The organism is Rhodoferax sp. ZS1R8 (assembly GCF_056521325.1).
In genome coordinates this window covers 367,528-385,313 of sequence record NZ_JBWMBA010000001.1, presented here as the reverse complement: position 1 = coordinate 385,313, position 17,786 = coordinate 367,528, and the positions used below count along the sequence as shown (strand labels likewise).

The 17,786-nt window shown below is 61.2% G+C and carries 15 protein-coding genes; 7 read left to right on the top strand and 8 right to left on the bottom strand.

Translation table 11 applies throughout. The annotated features are described in order from the left end of the window. Positions 1-8 precede the first annotated feature (8 nt). On the bottom strand, positions 9-761 hold the full coding sequence (locus tag AC097P_RS01765; RefSeq protein WP_479608644.1) for an MgtC/SapB family protein: 753 nt from the start codon (positions 759-761) through the stop codon (positions 9-11). 133 nt (positions 762-894) lie between these two features. Here AC097P_RS01765 and AC097P_RS01760 point away from each other — a divergent pair, with 133 nt between their 5' ends. Further along, positions 895-2,049, top strand: coding sequence for a GGDEF domain-containing protein (locus AC097P_RS01760; RefSeq protein WP_479608643.1), 1,155 nt, complete (start codon positions 895-897; stop codon positions 2,047-2,049). Here AC097P_RS01760 and AC097P_RS01755 read toward each other — a convergent pair. Then, a complete protein-coding gene (locus AC097P_RS01755; RefSeq protein WP_479608642.1) occupies positions 2,029-3,030 on the bottom strand; it encodes an AAA family ATPase in 1,002 nt (333 codons plus the stop codon). The genes AC097P_RS01760 and AC097P_RS01755 overlap by 21 nt on opposite strands. 425 nt (positions 3,031-3,455) lie before the next feature. Here AC097P_RS01755 and AC097P_RS01750 point away from each other — a divergent pair, with 425 nt between their 5' ends. Continuing rightward, complete coding sequence (locus tag AC097P_RS01750; RefSeq protein ID WP_479608641.1) at positions 3,456-5,534, top strand: glycoside hydrolase family 99-like domain-containing protein; 2,079 nt, start codon at positions 3,456-3,458, stop codon at positions 5,532-5,534. Between the two features lie 11 nt (positions 5,535-5,545). Here the strand turns inward: AC097P_RS01750 and AC097P_RS01745 are convergent, their stop codons facing one another. Further along, positions 5,546-6,661, bottom strand: coding sequence for a S1C family serine protease (locus AC097P_RS01745; RefSeq protein WP_479608640.1), 1,116 nt, complete (start codon positions 6,659-6,661; stop codon positions 5,546-5,548). Between the two features lie 133 nt (positions 6,662-6,794). Here AC097P_RS01745 and AC097P_RS01740 point away from each other — a divergent pair, with 133 nt between their 5' ends. Further along, a complete protein-coding gene (locus tag AC097P_RS01740) occupies positions 6,795-7,775 on the top strand; it encodes a sensor domain-containing diguanylate cyclase (RefSeq protein WP_479608639.1) in 981 nt (326 codons plus the stop codon). Positions 7,776-7,896: 121 nt separating this feature from the next. Here the strand turns inward: AC097P_RS01740 and htpG are convergent, their stop codons facing one another. Beyond that, positions 7,897-9,879, bottom strand: coding sequence for a molecular chaperone HtpG (htpG, locus tag AC097P_RS01735; protein ID WP_479608638.1), 1,983 nt, complete (start codon positions 9,877-9,879; stop codon positions 7,897-7,899). Between the two features lie 130 nt (positions 9,880-10,009). Here htpG and AC097P_RS01730 point away from each other — a divergent pair, with 130 nt between their 5' ends. Further along, positions 10,010-10,297, top strand: a complete 288-nt coding sequence (locus AC097P_RS01730) for a TfoX/Sxy family protein (RefSeq protein WP_479608637.1) — start codon at positions 10,010-10,012, stop codon at positions 10,295-10,297. 19 nt (positions 10,298-10,316) lie between these two features. On the opposite strand, the gene AC097P_RS01725 is transcribed toward AC097P_RS01730, so the two are convergent. The 3 genes from AC097P_RS01725 to AC097P_RS01715 all read right to left on the bottom strand — a co-directional run bounded on the left by AC097P_RS01725 (position 10,317) and on the right by AC097P_RS01715 (position 13,295). Next, on the bottom strand, positions 10,317-11,597 hold the full coding sequence (locus AC097P_RS01725; protein ID WP_479608636.1) for an esterase/lipase family protein: 1,281 nt from the start codon (positions 11,595-11,597) through the stop codon (positions 10,317-10,319). 28 nt (positions 11,598-11,625) lie between these two features. Beyond that, positions 11,626-12,621, bottom strand: a complete 996-nt coding sequence (locus AC097P_RS01720; protein ID WP_479608635.1) for a pseudouridine synthase — start codon at positions 12,619-12,621, stop codon at positions 11,626-11,628. 275 nt (positions 12,622-12,896) lie between these two features. Next, entirely contained in the window at positions 12,897-13,295 is a 399-nt protein-coding gene (locus AC097P_RS01715) for a GNAT family N-acetyltransferase (protein ID WP_479608634.1), read from the bottom strand. A 373-nt stretch (positions 13,296-13,668) separates the two neighbouring features. Here AC097P_RS01715 and AC097P_RS01710 point away from each other — a divergent pair, with 373 nt between their 5' ends. Continuing rightward, positions 13,669-14,130, top strand: a complete 462-nt coding sequence (locus AC097P_RS01710) for a hypothetical protein (RefSeq protein ID WP_479608633.1) — start codon at positions 13,669-13,671, stop codon at positions 14,128-14,130. Between the two features lie 26 nt (positions 14,131-14,156). On the opposite strand, the gene AC097P_RS01705 is transcribed toward AC097P_RS01710, so the two are convergent. Continuing rightward, positions 14,157-14,870 carry a Crp/Fnr family transcriptional regulator gene (locus AC097P_RS01705; protein WP_479608632.1) on the bottom strand — a complete coding sequence of 238 codons (714 nt, stop codon included), beginning with the start codon at positions 14,868-14,870 and terminating at the stop codon, positions 14,157-14,159. A 177-nt stretch (positions 14,871-15,047) separates the two neighbouring features. Here AC097P_RS01705 and AC097P_RS01700 point away from each other — a divergent pair, with 177 nt between their 5' ends. Next, complete coding sequence (locus tag AC097P_RS01700; protein ID WP_479608631.1) at positions 15,048-16,994, top strand: AMP-dependent synthetase/ligase; 1,947 nt, start codon at positions 15,048-15,050, stop codon at positions 16,992-16,994. Next, positions 16,991-17,779 (top strand): ABC transporter ATP-binding protein, encoded by a 789-nt coding sequence (locus tag AC097P_RS01695; RefSeq protein ID WP_479608630.1) that lies wholly within the window; start codon positions 16,991-16,993, stop codon positions 17,777-17,779. The genes AC097P_RS01700 and AC097P_RS01695 overlap by 4 nt, the downstream gene beginning before the upstream one ends. The last annotated feature ends 7 nt before the right edge of the window (positions 17,780-17,786 follow it).

Here is a 17,786-nt window from a genome sequence, read left to right as displayed (position 1 = left end):
TTGGGCCCCTAGTTCCTCGCGTGGCTAATCTGCAGGCTGTCCACGCCCTCCACCTCGCGCAGCTTGCGCGACAGCTCGAACAGCGAATTGGGCTCCGGCCGGCTCTTCAGCGCCACCATGACGAAATTCCATTGCACGACATGCTGGGTGGCGGTGATGTTCAGGGAGCCTTCTGCAACCAGGTAGCCCCACGCGCGAATCGTGGTTTTGAGTGCCGACTCGTGCGGCTCAAACCCCGGCTTGAACCCCAGCACCACACCCATGGCGCGCCGCGAGGGCAGGCGTGCCTCCAGCTTGGGCGCCCACATCATCAAGGCCAGCAACAGCAGTGTCAGCAGAATGGCCGCAGCAAAGAAGCCCAGCCCCACGAGCACACCAATCGCGCTGGACGCCCAGATGGACGCTGCCGTGGTCAAGCCGCTGATGTTGAGCCCTTCCTTCATGATGACGCCGGCGCCCAGAAAACCCACGCCAGTCACGATGCCCTGAATCACCCGCGTCGGGTCCACCGGTATTGACGTGTGGTGGACGCCGCCCCACCAGAAGTCTGTGTATCCGCAGAAGACCGTCAACGCGGCCGACGCCATGCAGACAATGCCATACGTCCGCATACCGGCTGCTCGCCCGTGGTAGGCCCGCTCGTAGCCCAACAGCAGACCCAGCGCCAAGGCGCCTGCCAGATACAGGAAGATGAGAAGGTTGACCTCGACCATGGATTGAGACCAGAACGTCGCTAGATACGGCGAATTCAATGACACCATCGCAAGGCTCCTTATAGGTTTTTGTGCGCTGGCCCTCGTGTAATGGGCGTAGGCAGCTATCAATAGTAGAGCTAATTTGAACTTGGCGGAAATGCTTGCACAATCGCCTGTGTAGAAAGTAACAAAGGTTGCCATGAAAATTGCTGGCCTCGCCCTCTATCCTCCCAACGCGCCGGAGCAGAGGACGCGCTTGCGCCGCTTTTTTGTCGGCGCGGCTGCACATGTGATGAACCAGGCATTTGTACTGCTGTGCTGGAGCCTGGGTTTTTTGGGTACCGACGTTGTCGTTGTGTACGCCACCGTTGTGGTTATCTTCAATCTGCTTATCTACAGTGTGATCCGCAGTGGGCTGAACCTGCGCTTCAAAGACCCCAGCCTGACTTTTCTGCAGATCGCCATTCCGGCGGTCATGGGCCTGTACATCATGTATTACGCCGGCATGGCGCGCGGCGCTTTTCTATTGCTGGGCCTGGCCATGTTTTCGTTTGGCATGTTCCGCTTCAGGGCCCGTGGGTTCATACAGTTGGCGGCCTTCATCCTGACGGTGTATGCCGCCCAGACCGGCTTGCTGCTCTACTTCCACGCCGACGAGGCCAACCTAAAGCTGGAGCTGTTGCTGTGGGTCGCGTTTGCGATGGCGCTGGGACAGTTCAGCTTTCTGGCCGACATGGTTGGCAATCTGCGCCACAAGGTTGCGGAGAAAAACCAGGCCTTGGCAAAGCAGAATGGTGAGCTGGAAACGGCCCTGCAGCGCATCAGCGAAATGGCCATCCGTGACGAGTTGACCGGTGTTTACAACCGGCGGTACCTGATGGAGCGGATCGCTGAGGAAGCGCACCGGTGCCAGCGCAACGGCAGTGCGTTTTGCATCTGCATGGTGGACATCGACTTCTTCAAACGCGTCAATGATGTCTATGGACACCAGCCTGGCGACGAAGTATTGCGCGGTGTGGCGGATGCCGCGTCCAAGGCGTTGCGGCAGCTCGATTTCTTTGGCCGCTACGGCGGTGAAGAATTCGTCATGGTGTTGACGGACACCGCGCTGGAAGGCGCCATGGTTACGGCAGAACGTGTGCGCCAGCGGGTCGCGCAATTGCAGTTCCCAGGCATAGGCCCTGACTTGTGCATTACGGTGTCCATCGGTGTGGCCGAACACGTGCGCCGTACAGACTCGGCTGCCACGCTCAAGCGTGCCGACGACGCGCTGTACTGTGCCAAGGAGAATGGCCGCAACCGCGCCATTGCTGCCCCGTTGGGCGACGCCACCTCACTGAACAAACCCCATTGATCCCTTCTTGCCGCTGCACCGCGGCAGATCCGCGGTGCTGATGGCGCTGCGCCCGTCCAGACGTGCATTGCCAAAACCCGTCATCAGCGCGCGGCGCATGTCCCGCGGGGCCAGCAGGCACAGCTGATCCAGCACATCATCTGCGGGGGCAGGCTCGAAGCGTGTACCCCAGTCGTGGTCATTGCGTATGCCTTGGTACAGCTCCCGCGCAATCTGGCGCGCGGCCTCCAGCGTAGGGGCTTCCACGGTGAACACATTCATGCGATTCAAAATCGGCGCGGGGATGCCGCGTTCATCATTGGCGGTGGTAACCCAGATCACCTGGCTGGCGTCAATGGCCACCTCGGCAAACTCGTCGGTAAAGCTGAGTGCCGTGTCGTGCTCCAGCAGGCTGTACAGCGCGCCCAGCGGGTCGTACTGCGCATCGGCACTGGCTTTGTCAATCTCATCGACGACGATGACCGGGTTGGCGTATTCGCCATCCACCAAAGCTTCAAACACCTTGCCGGGCTTGGCGCCTTTCCATTGCGAGGATGAGCCTGACAGCAACCAGCCCGCCGTCATCGAACTCATGGGCACCAGGCTCATGCCGGTACCCAGCAAGTCGGCCAGCTTGCGGGCAAAGTGCGTCTTGCCAATGCCGGGTGGGCCTAGTAACAGCATGGGTGTTACCTCCAGCGCGTCGCGGCTATCCTGCGCCAGCGCCACGTGGCGTTTCACGTCGTTCAATACTTCGGTGAAATTCGGTAGTGAGTGGTACAGGCCGGCCATATTGGGTACGCCCGAAGGTTTGACCGAGAAACGCTGCGGCCCGCGCTCCAGCATGCGGCGGTAGGTGGCACGCAGGCTGTCGTGCTCGTGGTCCTGCAACTTGGCCAGCTTGCGTTCGACCTCGTCGGGCTGGAATACGCGGCGCATCTGCGCGATCGGCAACTGGAAGGTTGCCGACTGCGGAACAAGACTACGGGATGATGATTCCATAGCGACCTCCTGTGCAATGGCACCATTGAAGCACAGGTATTGCTACGGTGTAGGGCAGTAAATGATGGGCGTTGGAAGTGCACTTCTGCCCTTGGCCGTGTAGGCGCTACAGTGGCCAGCCACCGCTGTGGCAAAATCGCTGGCCGCAAAAAACTGGTTGGCGGCTGCCTCCTTCGTATGCACGCTCTGCCGCCCCATCCATGACCGCCAAAACTCCCCCGCCTGACTTATTGCTTTCTGCCGACTCCCCGTCGGATACGCCCGTGCCGGCGCCAGCAGCAGATGGACGGCAGCATCAGACCCCATCGCCCGTGCCTACTGCCTCGGGCGTTATTGCCAGGCGTGTCCGCCAAGTGGGTGAAGCTTTGCGCGGCGAGCACAATGGTGGTCAAAAACGCCAGGAATCAAAGGGGCTTGTTAGGCGCATGCTAACCCGTGTTCTGCGCGCCATTTATGTCGCGCTGCCGGTTTCCTTGCATACCAAGCAGAGGCTGGCAACCCGCCTGCTCAACACGTCGATGCGGCTGCGCAATGGCATGAAGTACTGGCGGCCGTGGACCCGCAGCCTCACGGGCGGCACCACCCACAAGTTTGTTCGCCAGCTGTACGCCACGGGCCGTTTGCAATGGGACCGTAGCGAGTACGTGCCCTACACCGACCAAGGCCTGAAACCCGAAGATCTGACGCTGCGCTGCCTTGCGTATTACTTGCCGCAATTCCACCCCATTCCCGAAAATGACCGTTGGTGGGGCAAAGGTTTTACCGAATGGACCAACGTCACCCGCGCACTGCCGCAGTTCCTGGGGCACTACCAACCCAAATTGCCGGGTGACATGGGCTTTTATGATTTGCGTGTGGTGGATACGATGCGCAAGCAGGCCGAGCTGGCCCGCCACTACGGGCTGGCCGGTTTCTGCATGTATTACTACTGGTTTGACGGCAAGCGCTTGCTGGACATTCCACAGCGCCAGGTATTGGACAACCCGGACCTGGATTTTCCGTTCTGCCTGTGTTGGGCCAATGAAAATTGGACACGGCGCTGGGACGGGCAAGACGCCGACATGCTGATGGCGCAGCGGTATTCGCCCGAAGACGACCTGGCCATGGTTGCGGATTTGGTACCGTCCTTTCTGGACCCCCGCTACATCCGCATCGATGGCAAGCCTGTGTTTCTGGTGTACCGGCCCATGCACCTGCCGAATCTGCGCGACACCGTGCAGCGCTGGCGCACCCACTGCCGTGAGAGCGGCGTCGGTGAGTTGTACCTGGTTGCAGTGGAGTCCTTCGAGCGGCTGGATCCGCATGCGTACGGGTTCGACGCGACCTGCGAGTTTCCGCCGCACCAGGCCAGTTTGCCGCCCGTCAACCACGAGGTCGAGCTCCTGAACCCCCGCTTTGAGGGGCGCATCTACGACTACACGCACATGGCCAAGTTCTTTACCGACCGGCCCGAATCGAACCATGTACGTCTGTCTGGCATCGCAACCGCCTGGGACAACGAGGCCCGCAAACCGGGCAAGGGCAATATCTTCATCAACTCCACTGCGCAAAATTACGCCAACTGGCTGGAGCATGCTGCCTCGCGAACCAACACCTGCAACAGCGGCGAAGAGCGCGTCATTTTCGTCAATGCCTGGAATGAATGGGCCGAGGGCACGTATCTGGAGCCAGACCGCCGCTACGGTTACGCCTATTTGCACGCAACTGCCAGCGTGCTGCGCCAATTCCGCAAAAAAGACGCCGCCACCGAGTCGATGTTTGCGCTGTCCCGCACCTCGTTTACCAAGAAGGCGTCGTCGGCTATCGTGGCCCACCTGTTCTACCGGGATTTGCTGGATGAACTGTGTGCGCTGATCGGCAATGTCCCGGGTCCCATGGACGTGTTCATCACCGTTGCCGATGATGCGCCGCGAGAGTGGGTGAGCCACCTGCGGGCCAAGCTGCCTGGGGCCTATCTGCTTGCCGTACCCAACCGTGGGCGGGATATCTTGCCGTTCTTCTCGTTGCTGCCGGTGTTGCAGCAGTTTGGATACGCCACCGCGTGCAAATTGCATTCCAAGAAATCCCCCCACCGCGAAGACGGCCAGGATTGGCGCTCCTTGCTGTGGCAGGGGCTGCTCGGCCCCCGTGCCGTTGCGGTCGCCAGCAAGGCTTTCGAGGGCGATAAAACCCTCGGGCTGCTCGCACCCGCCAATGCTTTGACTGACCTATCCCAACCGGATATCTATACCGACAACCGCCCCTGGCTGGACCGTCTGCTGCGACACATCGAGCCCAGGCGCAGCAAAGGGAACTACAGGTTGCACTTCCCTGCGGGCTCCATGTTCTGGTTCCGTCCGAGTGCGATGCCGACTTTGACTGAACTGGGTCTCCAGGAGACCGACTTTGAAGTGGAACTGGGCCAGGTTGACGGCACCTTGGCACACGCGCTGGAACGGCTGTTCGCATTCGGCGTGAAATCCCGAGGGTTCAAGGTCGACGATATTTCCGTCCGCACAGCCTGAACCAGGGAGCCTCAGGCATCCGCCTGCAGCACCACCTCCAGCGTCAGGCTTTTGCCCTGGCGCAGCACCGTGAGCTTGACCTTGTCGCCCACCTTGAAGTCATCCAGCCGCGCAGCCAGCTGATTGACCGAGGTGATGGGTTTGCCCTCCACGGCGGTGATCACATCCCCCAGCGTGATGCTGCCATTGCGGCCGAACGTCGTTTCCTTCAGACCCGCGGCTGGCTGCACGGCGGTGGCCGCAGACCGCAACACCACGACGCCCTTGAGACTCAGCACGGACTGCAGTCGCTGGTTGATGCCGTCGTCCATGCGTATGCCCAACGCCGGCAGCACATATTTGCCGTGGCGTATCAGCTGGGGCACTACGCGGTTCACGGTGTCCACTGGCACCGCAAAGCCTATGCCGGCGTTGGCGCCGCTTGGGCTGTAGATGGCGGTATTGATGCCGATCAGCCGGCCGGCGGAATCCAGCAGCGGGCCGCCCGAATTGCCGGGGTTGATGGCCGCGTCAGTCTGTATCAGGTGCTCCACGGCCGAGCCGTTGTCGCCCGACAGCGAGCGGTTCAGCGCCGACACAATGCCGCTGGTCAGCGTCCAGTCCAGGCCAAACGGATTGCCAATGGCATACACCTTCTGGCCCACGCGGATGTCGTGGCTGGTGCCCAGTGGCACCGGTGGTGCGCGCTTGTAGCTGGCGCTGATCTTCAGCACTGCGATGTCGTGCGTCGGGCTGGCACCCACCAGGCTGCACTTGAACTCGCTGCCATCGGCCAGCTTGACGGTGGCCTCGCTGGCGCCTTCGATGACGTGGTAATTGGTGACCACGTGGCCAGACTCGTCCCAGATGAAGCCCGAGCCGCTGCCCCGCGGCACCGAAAACACATTGCGCGACCAGAAGTCCTGCACGCGCGAGCTGGTGGTGATGAAGACCACTGAGTCGCGGGCGCGCTCAAACAGATCAATCGTGGCCTTTTCCTCGGCGCTTAGTTCACCGCGGGGGGTGATGGCGCGCGGTTGCCCGTCCTTGGTGTTATTGGTGGCGGCAAGCAGCGGCGCGCCGTTGAGCAGGGCCGCCAACAGTGCAGCGGCAAGTAGCAAATGGGGTAGGCGTAGGGTGGAGGGCATGGTGCAGGGGGGTACAACAATGTTTCCCGTTATTTTGCCGCGTCACGGGCTCTACCGGAAAGCCTTGCCGTGCCGGCCCCGGTGGTTGCACAATGCAGCAACAAGAGACACATACCCGCGCCGAGACCGTTGGATGAAAAACAAACACACCGACCACGACCGTAGCTTTGCCGTCAAACTGATGCAGGATCTGGTCGTCCCCACTTTTGTGCTGGACGCTGCCTGCCACGTCATCATCTGGAACCGTGCCTGCGAACGACTGACCGGCGTAGCCGCCAAGGACGTGGTCGGTACCGGCGAGCACTGGCGCGCCTTTTACGACGCCCCCCGGCCCTGCCTGGCGGATCTCGTCGTGCAGGGGCGCACTTCCGAAATCGAACAGCACTACACATCCTTCGACAAGTCCGGCGACAACGAAAGCGGTTTCCACGCCCAGAACTGGTGTGTGATGCCGAAACTGGGCCACGAGTACTACCTGGCCATAGACGCCGGTCCCATCTACGATGCGGACGGCGAGTTATTGGCCGTGGTAGAGACGCTGCGCGACATGACGGAGCAAAAGCAGACCCAGAGTGCGCTGGAGCGCCTGGCGGCCAATGACGGCCTGACCGGCATTGCCAACCGCCGCAGCTTCGATGAGAAATTGAACCTGGAGTGGCTGCGCGCCCGGCGCGACAAGACGCTGGTTGCGCTGCTGATGCTGGACGTGGACCACTTCAAACTGTTCAACGACCACTACGGCCACCTGGCGGGTGACGACTGCCTGCGCCGCATCGCCGAATGCCTGGACACGCTGGTGTTAAGGCCTGGTGATCTGGTCGCCCGCTATGGCGGCGAAGAGTTCGCGGTGGTGCTGCCGTCCAACGACAGCAACGGTGCGCTGATGGTGGCACAGCGTGTGCGCGACGCCGTGCGCGCGCTGGCTATCCCCCACGCCCACAGCCCTTTTGGCGTGGTGACGGTGAGCATCGGCGTGTCGTCGGGCGTACCCGAACCGGGTGTCAGCCACGATGCGCTGGTCAAGGCCGCCGATACCGCGCTCTACCAAGCCAAGCACGCCGGCCGCGACCGCGCGGCGGTGGAACCCATGCCGCAGCCGCCGGCTGGTAGCTGAGGGCGTAAAAACCCCCGCCAGTTTTGCAACTGCGGGGTTCGGGAGTGTGAGGAACCGCTACTATTTCAGTAGCTGCTTACGCTTGCTACACGAGGGCTGCAGCCCGATTTGGCTTACAGGCTCACACCAGCAGCGCATTCACCCGCTTCACATACGCCGCCGGATCCGCCGGCATGCCGCCCTCGGCCAGCAGCGCCTGGTCAAACAAAATGTGCGCCAGGTCGTTGAAGTGCACTGAGCCGTCCAGCTTCTTGACCAGCGCGTGCTCTGCATTCACTTCCAGCACCGGTTTCACCTCGGGTGCGGCCTGGCCGGCTTGCTTCAGCATGCGGGCCAGCTGGGTGCTCATGCCGTCGTCCTTGACGACCAGACACGCAGGGCTGTCCACCAGGCGGGTGGTCACGCGCACATCTTCGGCCTTGTCTTTGAGCGCTTCCTTCAGTTTGGCCAGCAGGGGTTTGAAGGTCTCGGCGGCTTCTTCTGCGGCCTTCTTCTCGGCTTCGTCTTGCAGGCTACCCAGATCCACCGCGCCCTTGGCCACGCTTTGCAGCGGGGTGCCGTCGAACTCTTGCACAAAGTTCAGCGCCCACTCGTCCACACGGTCGGTCATCACCAGCACTTCGATGCCCTTCTTTTTGAACACTTCGAGCTGCGGGCTGTTCTTGCCTGCTGCCAGGGAGTCAGCGGTGATGTAGTAGATGGCCTCTTGGCCTTCCTTCATGCGCGCCTTGTAGTCGGCAAAGCCCACGCTGGCCGAGTCGCTGGTGGTGGACGCAAAGCGCAGCAGCTTGCACAGGCGCTCCTTGTTGGCAAAGTCTTCGCCCAGGCCTTCTTTCAGCACGGCGCCAAATTCGCTGTAGAACTTGGTGTACTTGCCGACATTGGCCTTGTCTTCTTCGCTGACCACGTCGGTCACACCGTCGGCCGATGTCTCTGGCAACTTGTCGTTGTTCGCCAGGTCTTCCAGCATGGACAACACGCGTTTGGTACAGCCTTCGCGGATGGCCTTCACGTCGCGGCTTTCTTGCAGCAGTTCGCGGCTGACGTTCAGCGGCAGGTCGGCGGAATCAACCACGCCCTTGACGAAGCGCAGGTAGGTGGGCAGCAGCGCCTCGGCGTCGTCCATGATGAACACGCGTTTGACGTACAGCTTCAGGCCGCCCTTTTTCTCGCGGTTCCACAAGTCCATCGGCGCCTTGCCGGGGATGTAGAGCAGTTGTGTGTATTCGGTACTGCCTTCCACGCGGTTGTGCGTGTGGGCCAGAGGTGCTTCAAAGTCGTGGCTGATCTGCTTGTAGAACTCGTCGTACTGTTCGCCGCTGATGTCCTTCTTGGGGCGGCTCCAGATGGCGCTGGCCTTGTTGACGGTTTCCCATTCGCCGGTCTTGACCATGCCACCGGGTTGGCGGCCACCGTTTTCGTCGCTAGGGTTGATCAGCTCGCCGTCTTTCCACTCTTCCTTTTCCATCTGGATGGGCAGGCTGATGTGGTCCGAATACTTGTTGATGATGTTCTTGACCTTCCAGGCCTGGGCGTAGTCCTGGGCGTCGTCGCGCAGGTGCAGGATCACGCTGGTGCCGCGGGCTTCGCGGGAGATGGTCTCCACCTCAAACGCGCCGCCGCCGCTGGCACCACCGTCGCTGACCCAGCGCACACCTTCTGCTGCGGGCAAACCAGCGCGGCGGGATTCGACAGTGATCTTGTCGGCGACGATGAAGCCGGAGTAAAAGCCCACGCCGAACTGGCCGATCAGGTTGGAGTCTGCCTTCTGGTCGCCGCTCAACTTGGACACGAAATCCTTGGTGCCGCTCTTGGCAATCGTGCCCAGGTTGTCGATAGCTTCTTGTTGAGACAGGCCGATGCCGTTGTCGGTGATGGTCAGCGTCTTGGCATCCTTGTCGAAGGTGACTTTGACCTTGAGTTCGGGGTCGTTCTCGTACAGACCACCGTTGTTGATGGCCTCAAAGCGCAGCTTGTCGCAGGCGTCGGACGCGTTGGAGATCAGCTCGCGCAGGAAAATTTCCTTGTTGGAGTACAGGGAGTGCGTCACCAGGTGCAGCAGTTGGGCTACTTCGGCCTGGAAGGAAAGGGTTTGCTTGCTCATGGGGAGTAGGACTTTCGGTAAAACTAAACAAAAAATGGCTGGCGGACGCCCCTGCGTCGCACGCGAAGCCCTCAATTATGGGCGATGGGGTGGTTTTCAAGACCCGGGCGACTTGGCTAGTATTCGGGGCATGCCCGAGACTCCGCGCCCCGCCGTTACCGATTTCGCCAGCCTGGCCAACTTGGGTCCCAAGTCACAGCAGATGCTACAGGCCGCGGGCATAGGGACTTACGAAGAATTGTGCAGATTGGGTGCCATCAAGGCGTATTTACGGGTCAAACAGAGCGAGCCCAGCGCCAGCTTGAATCTGCTGTGGGCGCTGGAGGGTGCCATCACCGGTGAACACTGGCAGGTGGTGGCGCGAGAGCACCGCACGCGCCTGTTGATGGCGCTGGACGACGCGCAGCGCCAGGCTTAAGAAAGCCGGTGGTGCCGGCCTAGCGCGGTGTTGCGCCCAGCCACGTGAGCACCTGGTCGCACACCACGGGGCTGCGGAGCATTTCCATATGGTTCATGCCGTAGACCACGGTCTGGCGGTCCTTGGCAAAGTGCAGGTTGTGTTCTGGCACACCATGCTGACCCAGCGCGCTGCGCAGTGGCACCAGGCCATCGCCGATGACGCGCTCGGCCAGCGGGCTGCGTTTGGCAGCTGTGGTCGCGGCCAGGGTGTAGCAGGCCACGCCTTCGGGCAGCGGCAAAGGCTGGCGGCTGTCGGGTTTGTGTTTAAAGCGGTCCTGTCCGGCCCAGTCGGCGTCGAGCGCGAAGCCATACCGCAGGTCAGTAATCCCCGCGCTGCGTAGTTGGCCCAGTTTGGCGAAAGGTTTACTGAACGGCGTGGCACCCAGCAGTACATCGATCCAGTTGCCAGCGCGCTCCAGCGGGGCCCCATGGTGGGGCGTGCCCAGGAAGACGATGTTTTTAAGCCGCTGCGGCCAGTGCAGTGCTTGCTGTTGCGCAGTGTGGAAAGCGCTGCGGATGACCAGGCCGCCCATGCTGTGAACTACCACGCTAAAGTCCTCCACCGGTACCGGCCAGTGGGCCAGCAATTGCTCCAGCATGGCGGCTAGTTCACGTCCGCTTTGCGAGGTGTGGCGGCCAGTGTTGTAGCGCAGGTAGACCGGCGTGTAGCCCAGCTCGGCGGCCAACGTGGCAGGTATGTCGGCCTCGGGTGCGCCATCGGCAGCCGGGTCGCCCGGAGTCCACTGCAAATCGTTCATGCACAAGCCGTGGATCAAAAGCAGCACTTTGCCAGTGGCGTCTGGCATGGCGGATAGCGCGTGCAAGTTCAGCGCGTGGCCCTGGTAGCGCAGCGTCATCGGTGTGGCCAGCGGGTTGTTGTTCTGCGCCAGCTGATCGCCCAACACGCCATTCAAGGCAGCCAGTACCGCCTCACGCTCCGGTGTGTCGGGTGGGGCATCCACCAACGCAGCCAGCGTGGGCTCCAGCTTGGTGAAACTCGCCTGCAATGCTTTACCCACCAGTTCGGTAACACCATGCACCGTGCGGTAGACAAACCCCGTAATGCCGCTGGTCTGCTGCCCGGCCTTGCCACCCGCCAGGCCCATCGTGCCCAGCACCGCGTGGTGCACACCTTCGGCCATCGTGGCCACGCCGCGGGTGGCTTGGGTGGCCAGTTGCGCCACGCTGCGCAGGTCGGATGGGCGCAGGTGTTGGAGGGGAGATTTTTTGGCCGGTTGTGCAGGCGCTTGTTTGGGCATAGGGCGATTGCGGTGTTGGTTGTGCGGCTTAGAACGACTCGTGCGGCGCCAGATACCGCCATTGGCCCACCGGCAGGTTCCCCAGCATGACCTTGCCCACGCGCACACGCTTCAAGCCCACCACCTTCAGCCCGACCAGCTCACACATGCGGCGGATCTGGCGCTTCTTGCCTTCCACCAGCACAAAACGCAGTTGCTCGGGGTTTTGCCATTCCACCTTGGCGGGTTTCAACGCCTGGTCGTCCAGGCGCAAGCCGTGGCGCAGCAGGCGCAGTTTCTCGGCAGGGAACACGGACTGCACATCCGTGCTGACCGGGTCGTCATCGTCAATGCGGCTGAGCTGTGTGGGTGGGGCGGGGCGGGCCGCCGCACGCGCACCGTACGTCGCCGCAGGCGAGTTGGCCGCTGCCGGGTTGGCCACGCCGGTATAGACCACGCGCACCAAATACTCTTTTTCCATACCCGAGTCCTCGCCAATCAGCTGGCGGGCCACGCGGCCGTCTTGTGTCAGCACCAAGAGGCCAGTGGAATCAATGTCCAGCCGCCCGGCCGGCACCAGGCTTTTGAGCTGGCTGCCATGGAAGAAGAAGCGGGCGTTGTCGTCCACCCACCGGTTTTGCGGCTGGATCAGCGTGATGGCGGGCTCATGACCGTCTTCGGCCTGGCCGCTGACAATGCCAATGGGTTTGTTCAACAAGATGGTCACCTGGTTGGCCTGGGCGCCCTTGGCCTGTTGGGTCACCTCGATGCGCGCATCGGGCGCCACCTGCATGCCCATCTCCGCCACCTTGCCATTGACCTTGACCCAGCCCTTGGCAATCCAGTCGTCGGCCTCGCGGCGAGACGCAAGTCCCAGTTCGGCCATGCGCTTGTTCAACCGCATCGTACCGTTGGCGCCGTGCGCGGAGGTGTTGGTCTGCCCGGCCGGGATGGCGGCGCGGCTGGCGGGGGTCTTGCCCGCTACGGGCGGTGGTGCACGGCGGAATGCGGGCGGGGCGGGTGGTGGTTTGTTGGAATCTGTCATGGTGCTATCCTTTTCGTAGCTTTTTACGCAGGTTCTATGAGGGCTACAGCGTGATTTTGCATATTGTTTGGGTCTGCATGCCCCTATGGGCTTGCCGCGCCAAGCGCAGACGCCGGCACCCTACTGCGAGACAATGGCTTCATTTTCTCACGCGGCGAACCGACTGATCACCGACCACCGTGCCGAACTAGAACATGAGCGTGTATGGATGAATAACTACGGTCCCAAAGCCGAGAATTTCTCGAGTTTTAGGTACGCGATGCGGTTGTGAGGTTTTACCGTTGGCCTGGCCGCTCCATCGCAACTTGTGACTGCACGAAACCCAGCTTCTCGTAGAAGGCTGACACCCCAGTCCTGCCAGCCCGCAGCACCCAGGTCATGCGGGCGTCCCCGGTGTGCATAGCCGCACGCACCAATGCCGTTCCGACGCCTCGACCACGGTGGGTTTCGGCTACTACGACCATGGAGATGTAGGCGTTGAAAATCCCATCCGTTAGCGCTCGCAGGAAGCCTATGACCTGACCGTCCTCCCCAACGGCAACCATGGCGATTGCAGAGCGCGCCAGCAATTCACGGAACACCAAGGGGTCTTGCACGCGTGGCCCCCAATGGCTGGCAACAAGTAGCAGCCGCGCTGACTCGACTTCACTGGGGAAAATGGAACGGATTTGCATCAAAAAAAGTGACGACACACTTTGGGGCGACGGGAGGAGGAGTCCTAGGCCGATCGGACCTGCGCACAGGCACTGGCAAAAGCCCCTGCCGGGTCTGAATCTTGGGAAATCGACCGGCCAATGATAATGTGTGCCGCGCCTGCGCGGATGGCAGTCTGAGGGCTTGCGCTGCGATTCTGCGTCGGGCCTGAAGGCTGTGTTCCGGGTGTGACGATCAGCGTGTCAGCTGGCAGCGTGTCTTTGAGCATTGCCGCTTCATCCGGTGAAGCGAGCCGCCCTTGGCCAGACCCGCCGCGAAAGGCTCATCAGCTAGCATTGCTGAGACCTCTACTTTGAGAAGTTCACCTTTTGAATGAGTTTTTTGGAGATGCCCTTGCTTGTGACCAAATCCGTACCATCCACACCCTCGGGCAGGCTTGCTCTATTTGCGAGTGTTGGTTGCGCGGTGCTTCTGTTGAGCGAGCCCGTCGCTGCCTGCACACCTGCACCCGATTGGAAGCCTTTGACGGTGGAAGCAGCTTTTCGCGCATCGAATTTGGTTGTCCACGGCGTTGTTGAGTCCACCAACGGGGATATTTTCTATCCTGTGGCCCGGCTCAAGAACGTTCGACTGCTAAAAGGTAGAGACTTGCCGAACGGTGAAGTCAGAACCGTGCCAGGATCCATGTGCGGAGTCGACGCATTCCAGATTGGCAAAAGCTATGTGCTCTTCCTGAGAGGGCCTGGCGACTTTGTGACTCGTTTTGAGCAGCCGCCTGGGAGTACCGAAGATGTCTTGAGCGCACTAAAGGCATCCGGGCTAATCGAGAAGACGCAGACGATTCCGCCGAACTGATGCTGTCGCGTTGAATCTGTTGTCCACTACCGAAAACTTACCCGACTCCGCAGCGCCTGCAAATCCATGACCCGCAGCCCCCCATACTCCACCTTGATCGCCCCATTAGCCGCCAGCGCCGTCAACGCCTCGTTGACCCGCTGGCGCGACAGGCCTACCAGGTAGGCCAGCTCCTGCTGCGTGATGCGCAGCACCTCGCCCACGCCGGGGTAGAGCACGGGATTGAACAGCGATGCCAAACTGCGTGCGACGCGGATGTCGGGGTTGGTCATGCGGTCGATCTCGCGGGCGGCGATGAACTGGCCCAAGCGTTCGTTCAACTGGTTCATTACAAAGCGGTTAAAGCCGATGGAATGGTCCAGCAGCCAGTGAAAAGTGTCCACATGCAGGCCTGCCACCCGGCTCTTGCGCAGGGGCTGGATGTTGTAGCGGTAAGTCTCGCGCTTCATGGCCGTTCCCTCGCCAAACCAGCCGCCTGGTGGCACGCCGGTGAAGGTCATGGTCTGACCTTCGGCGTTGTCGCTGCTCATCTTCAACAGGCCGTCCACGACACCAAACCAGTAGGTCACCGGGCGGCCTACACGGCAGATGTATTCGCCGGCGTCGGCATCGGCAATCTTCAGGTCTTCGGTCGCGCGTTCTCGCTCTTGTACGGACAGCAAATGGATCCACGGAATGGCGTCCAACTCAGCCGCGGTGAGGGCGCGGCGGCGCTGAAAGAGCGATGCGTCATGGGCCATGCAAAACCTTTGTAAGTTAGCAATAAGTGAAGGGAAAACACCTAGCCAGAAACATTTAGATTGTCGTCCAAACGACAACTAGGCGTCAAACCCAAGATTAATATTCCACCCATACACAGACCCGTTGCCGCGCGGCATCAGGGCTGGGCAGAGGTGACAGACAGACAAGGATTTGGCATGCAGACGACTTTTCCGCGGCTACTTCAAAAGCACGCCAGTGAGCGCCCCAATGCGCCGGCCATGCGTGAGAAGGAATACGGCATCTGGCAGGCGCTGACTTGGGCTGAGCTGTTGACCATGGTGCAGCAACTGGCTGCCGGCCTGCACCAGGCGGGTCTGCGGCGGGGCGAACACATGGTGGTCGTCGGGGCCAACCGGCCGCGCTTGTACGCCACCATGCTGGCCGTGCAATCGCTGGGTGCCATCCCGGTGCCGCTGTACCAGGACTCTGCGGCTGCCGAGTGCGTATTCCCCATCAACAATGCCGAAGTGCGTTTTGCCTTTGCCGAAGACCAGGAGCAGGTCGACAAGCTGTTGGAAGTGCGTGAGAGCTGCCCGATGCTGGAGCGCATTTATTTCGACGACCCGCGCGGCCTGCGCAAGTACGACGAACCGTGTCTTGCATCGCTGGACGAACTGCAGGCGGCTGGCAAGGCCTTCATTGCCTTGCACCCGGATTTCTATGCGGCTGAGGCCAACCAGGCTACGCCCGATGACACGGGCGCGATGTTCTTCACATCCGGCACCACCGGCAACCCCAAGGGCGTGGTGCACACGCACAACTCGCTGCTGGACCGGGCCCGCGTGGGTGCGGAGTTCGACAAGCTGACCGGTGATGAAGAGGTGCTGGCCTACCTGCCACCGGCCTGGATCGGGCAAAACATTTTTTCCTATGCGCAGTGGCTGGCCTGTGGCTATGTCGTCAATTGCCCGGAGTCTGCCGCCACGGTCACCATCGACCTGAAAGAGATTGGCCCCACCTATTACTTCGCACCGCCCCGCGTTTTTGAAGGCCTGCTGACCAGCGTCATGATCCGCATGGAAGACGCCGGTGCCATCAAGCGCGGCATGTTCCATTACTTCATGGATGTTGCCAAACGCGTGGGGCCCCAGTTGATGGATGGCAAGGCGGTGTCGGCGGTGGACCGCCTGATGTATGCGCTGGGTGGCGTATTTGTCTACGGCCCGCTGCGCAACACGCTGGGCCTGAGCCGTGTGCGCGTGGCCTACACGGCGGGTGAGGCCATCGGGCCGGATCTTTTCAGCTTTTTCCGATCCATCGGCATCAACCTCAAGCAACTGTACGGATCCACCGAGACTGCGGTGTTTGTATGCTTGCAGCCCGACAACCAGGCCCGTGCCGACACCGTGGGCGTGCCCTGCGACGGTGTCCAGATCAAGGTGGCCGAGAACGGTGAGATCTTGATCAAGTCCCCCGGCCTGTTCAGCGCGTATTACAAAAACCCGGCAGCCACGGCCGAGGTGCTGACGGCAGATGGCTGGTACCACTCCAGCGATGCCGGCTTCATCGACGCCAACGGCCACCTGAAAATCATCGACCGCGTCAAAGATGTGGGCCGCATCCAAGGCGGTGCCAACGACGGCGCTATGTTCGCTCCCAAGTATGTGGAGAACAAACTCAAATTCTTCCAGCACATCAAAGAGGTGGTGGCCTATGGCGATGGCCGCGACCAGGTGTGCGTGATGATCAACATCGACTTCGACGCGGTGGGCAACTGGGCGGAGCGGCGCAACCTGCCGTATGCGGGCTACACCGACCTGGCGCAGAAGCCCGAGGTCTATGCGCTGATCAAGGAATGTGTGGAGAAGGTCAATGCCGACCTGAGCGTGGACACCTTGTTGGCCGGCAGCCAGGTCAGCCGTTTCCTGATCCTGCATAAGGAGCTGGATGCGGATGACGGCGAACTGACCCGCACCAACAAGGTCCGCCGGGGCTTTATCGCCGAGCGCTATGACGTGCTGATTGACGCACTGTACGGCGGCAAGACATCCCAGTTTATTGAAACCCAGGTCAAGTTTGAAGACGGTCGCACCGGCAAGGTCAGCGCCACGCTGCGTATTGAAGACACCAAGACCTTTGCACCGGTAAAGGCAGCGGCATGAGCACGACAAAGAAAATAGGCGACGTCATCCTGGACGTCAAGAACATCTCGCTCAGTTTTGGCGGCGTCAAGGCGCTGACGGATATTTCGTTTGATGTGCGCGAGCACGAGGTGCGCGCCATCATCGGGCCCAACGGCGCGGGCAAAAGCTCGATGCTGAATTGCATCAATGGGGTCTATACACCGCAGCAGGGTTCGATTGCGTTCCGCGGTCAGACCTTTAAACACATGAACAGCCACCAGGTGGCGGTGATGGGCGTGGCCCGCACGTTTCAGAACCTGGCGCTGTTCAAAGGCATGAGCGTGCTGGACAACATCATGTCCGGCCGCAACCTCAAGATCAAAAGCAACATACTGCTGCAGGCCCTGCGTTGGGGCCCGGCCGAGCGGGAAGAAATCATGCACCGCGAGGCGGTGGAGCGCATCATCGATTTTCTGGAAATCCAGGCCTACCGCAAGACGCCGGTCGGGCAGTTGCCTTACGGTTTGCAAAAGCGCGTAGACCTGGGCCGCGCACTGGCCATGGAGCCCCAAGTGTTGTTGCTGGACGAACCCATGGCCGGCATGAACGTTGAAGAAAAGCAGGACATGTGCCGCTTTGTGCTGGACGTGAATGACGAATTCGGTACCACCGTGGTGCTGATCGAGCACGACATGGGTGTGGTCATGGACATCAGCGACCGCGTGGTGGTGCTGGACTACGGCAAGAAGATTGGCGACGGCACGCCGGACGAAGTGCGCAACAACCCGGATGTCATCAGCGCCTACCTCGGCACCAGCCACTAAGGAAACA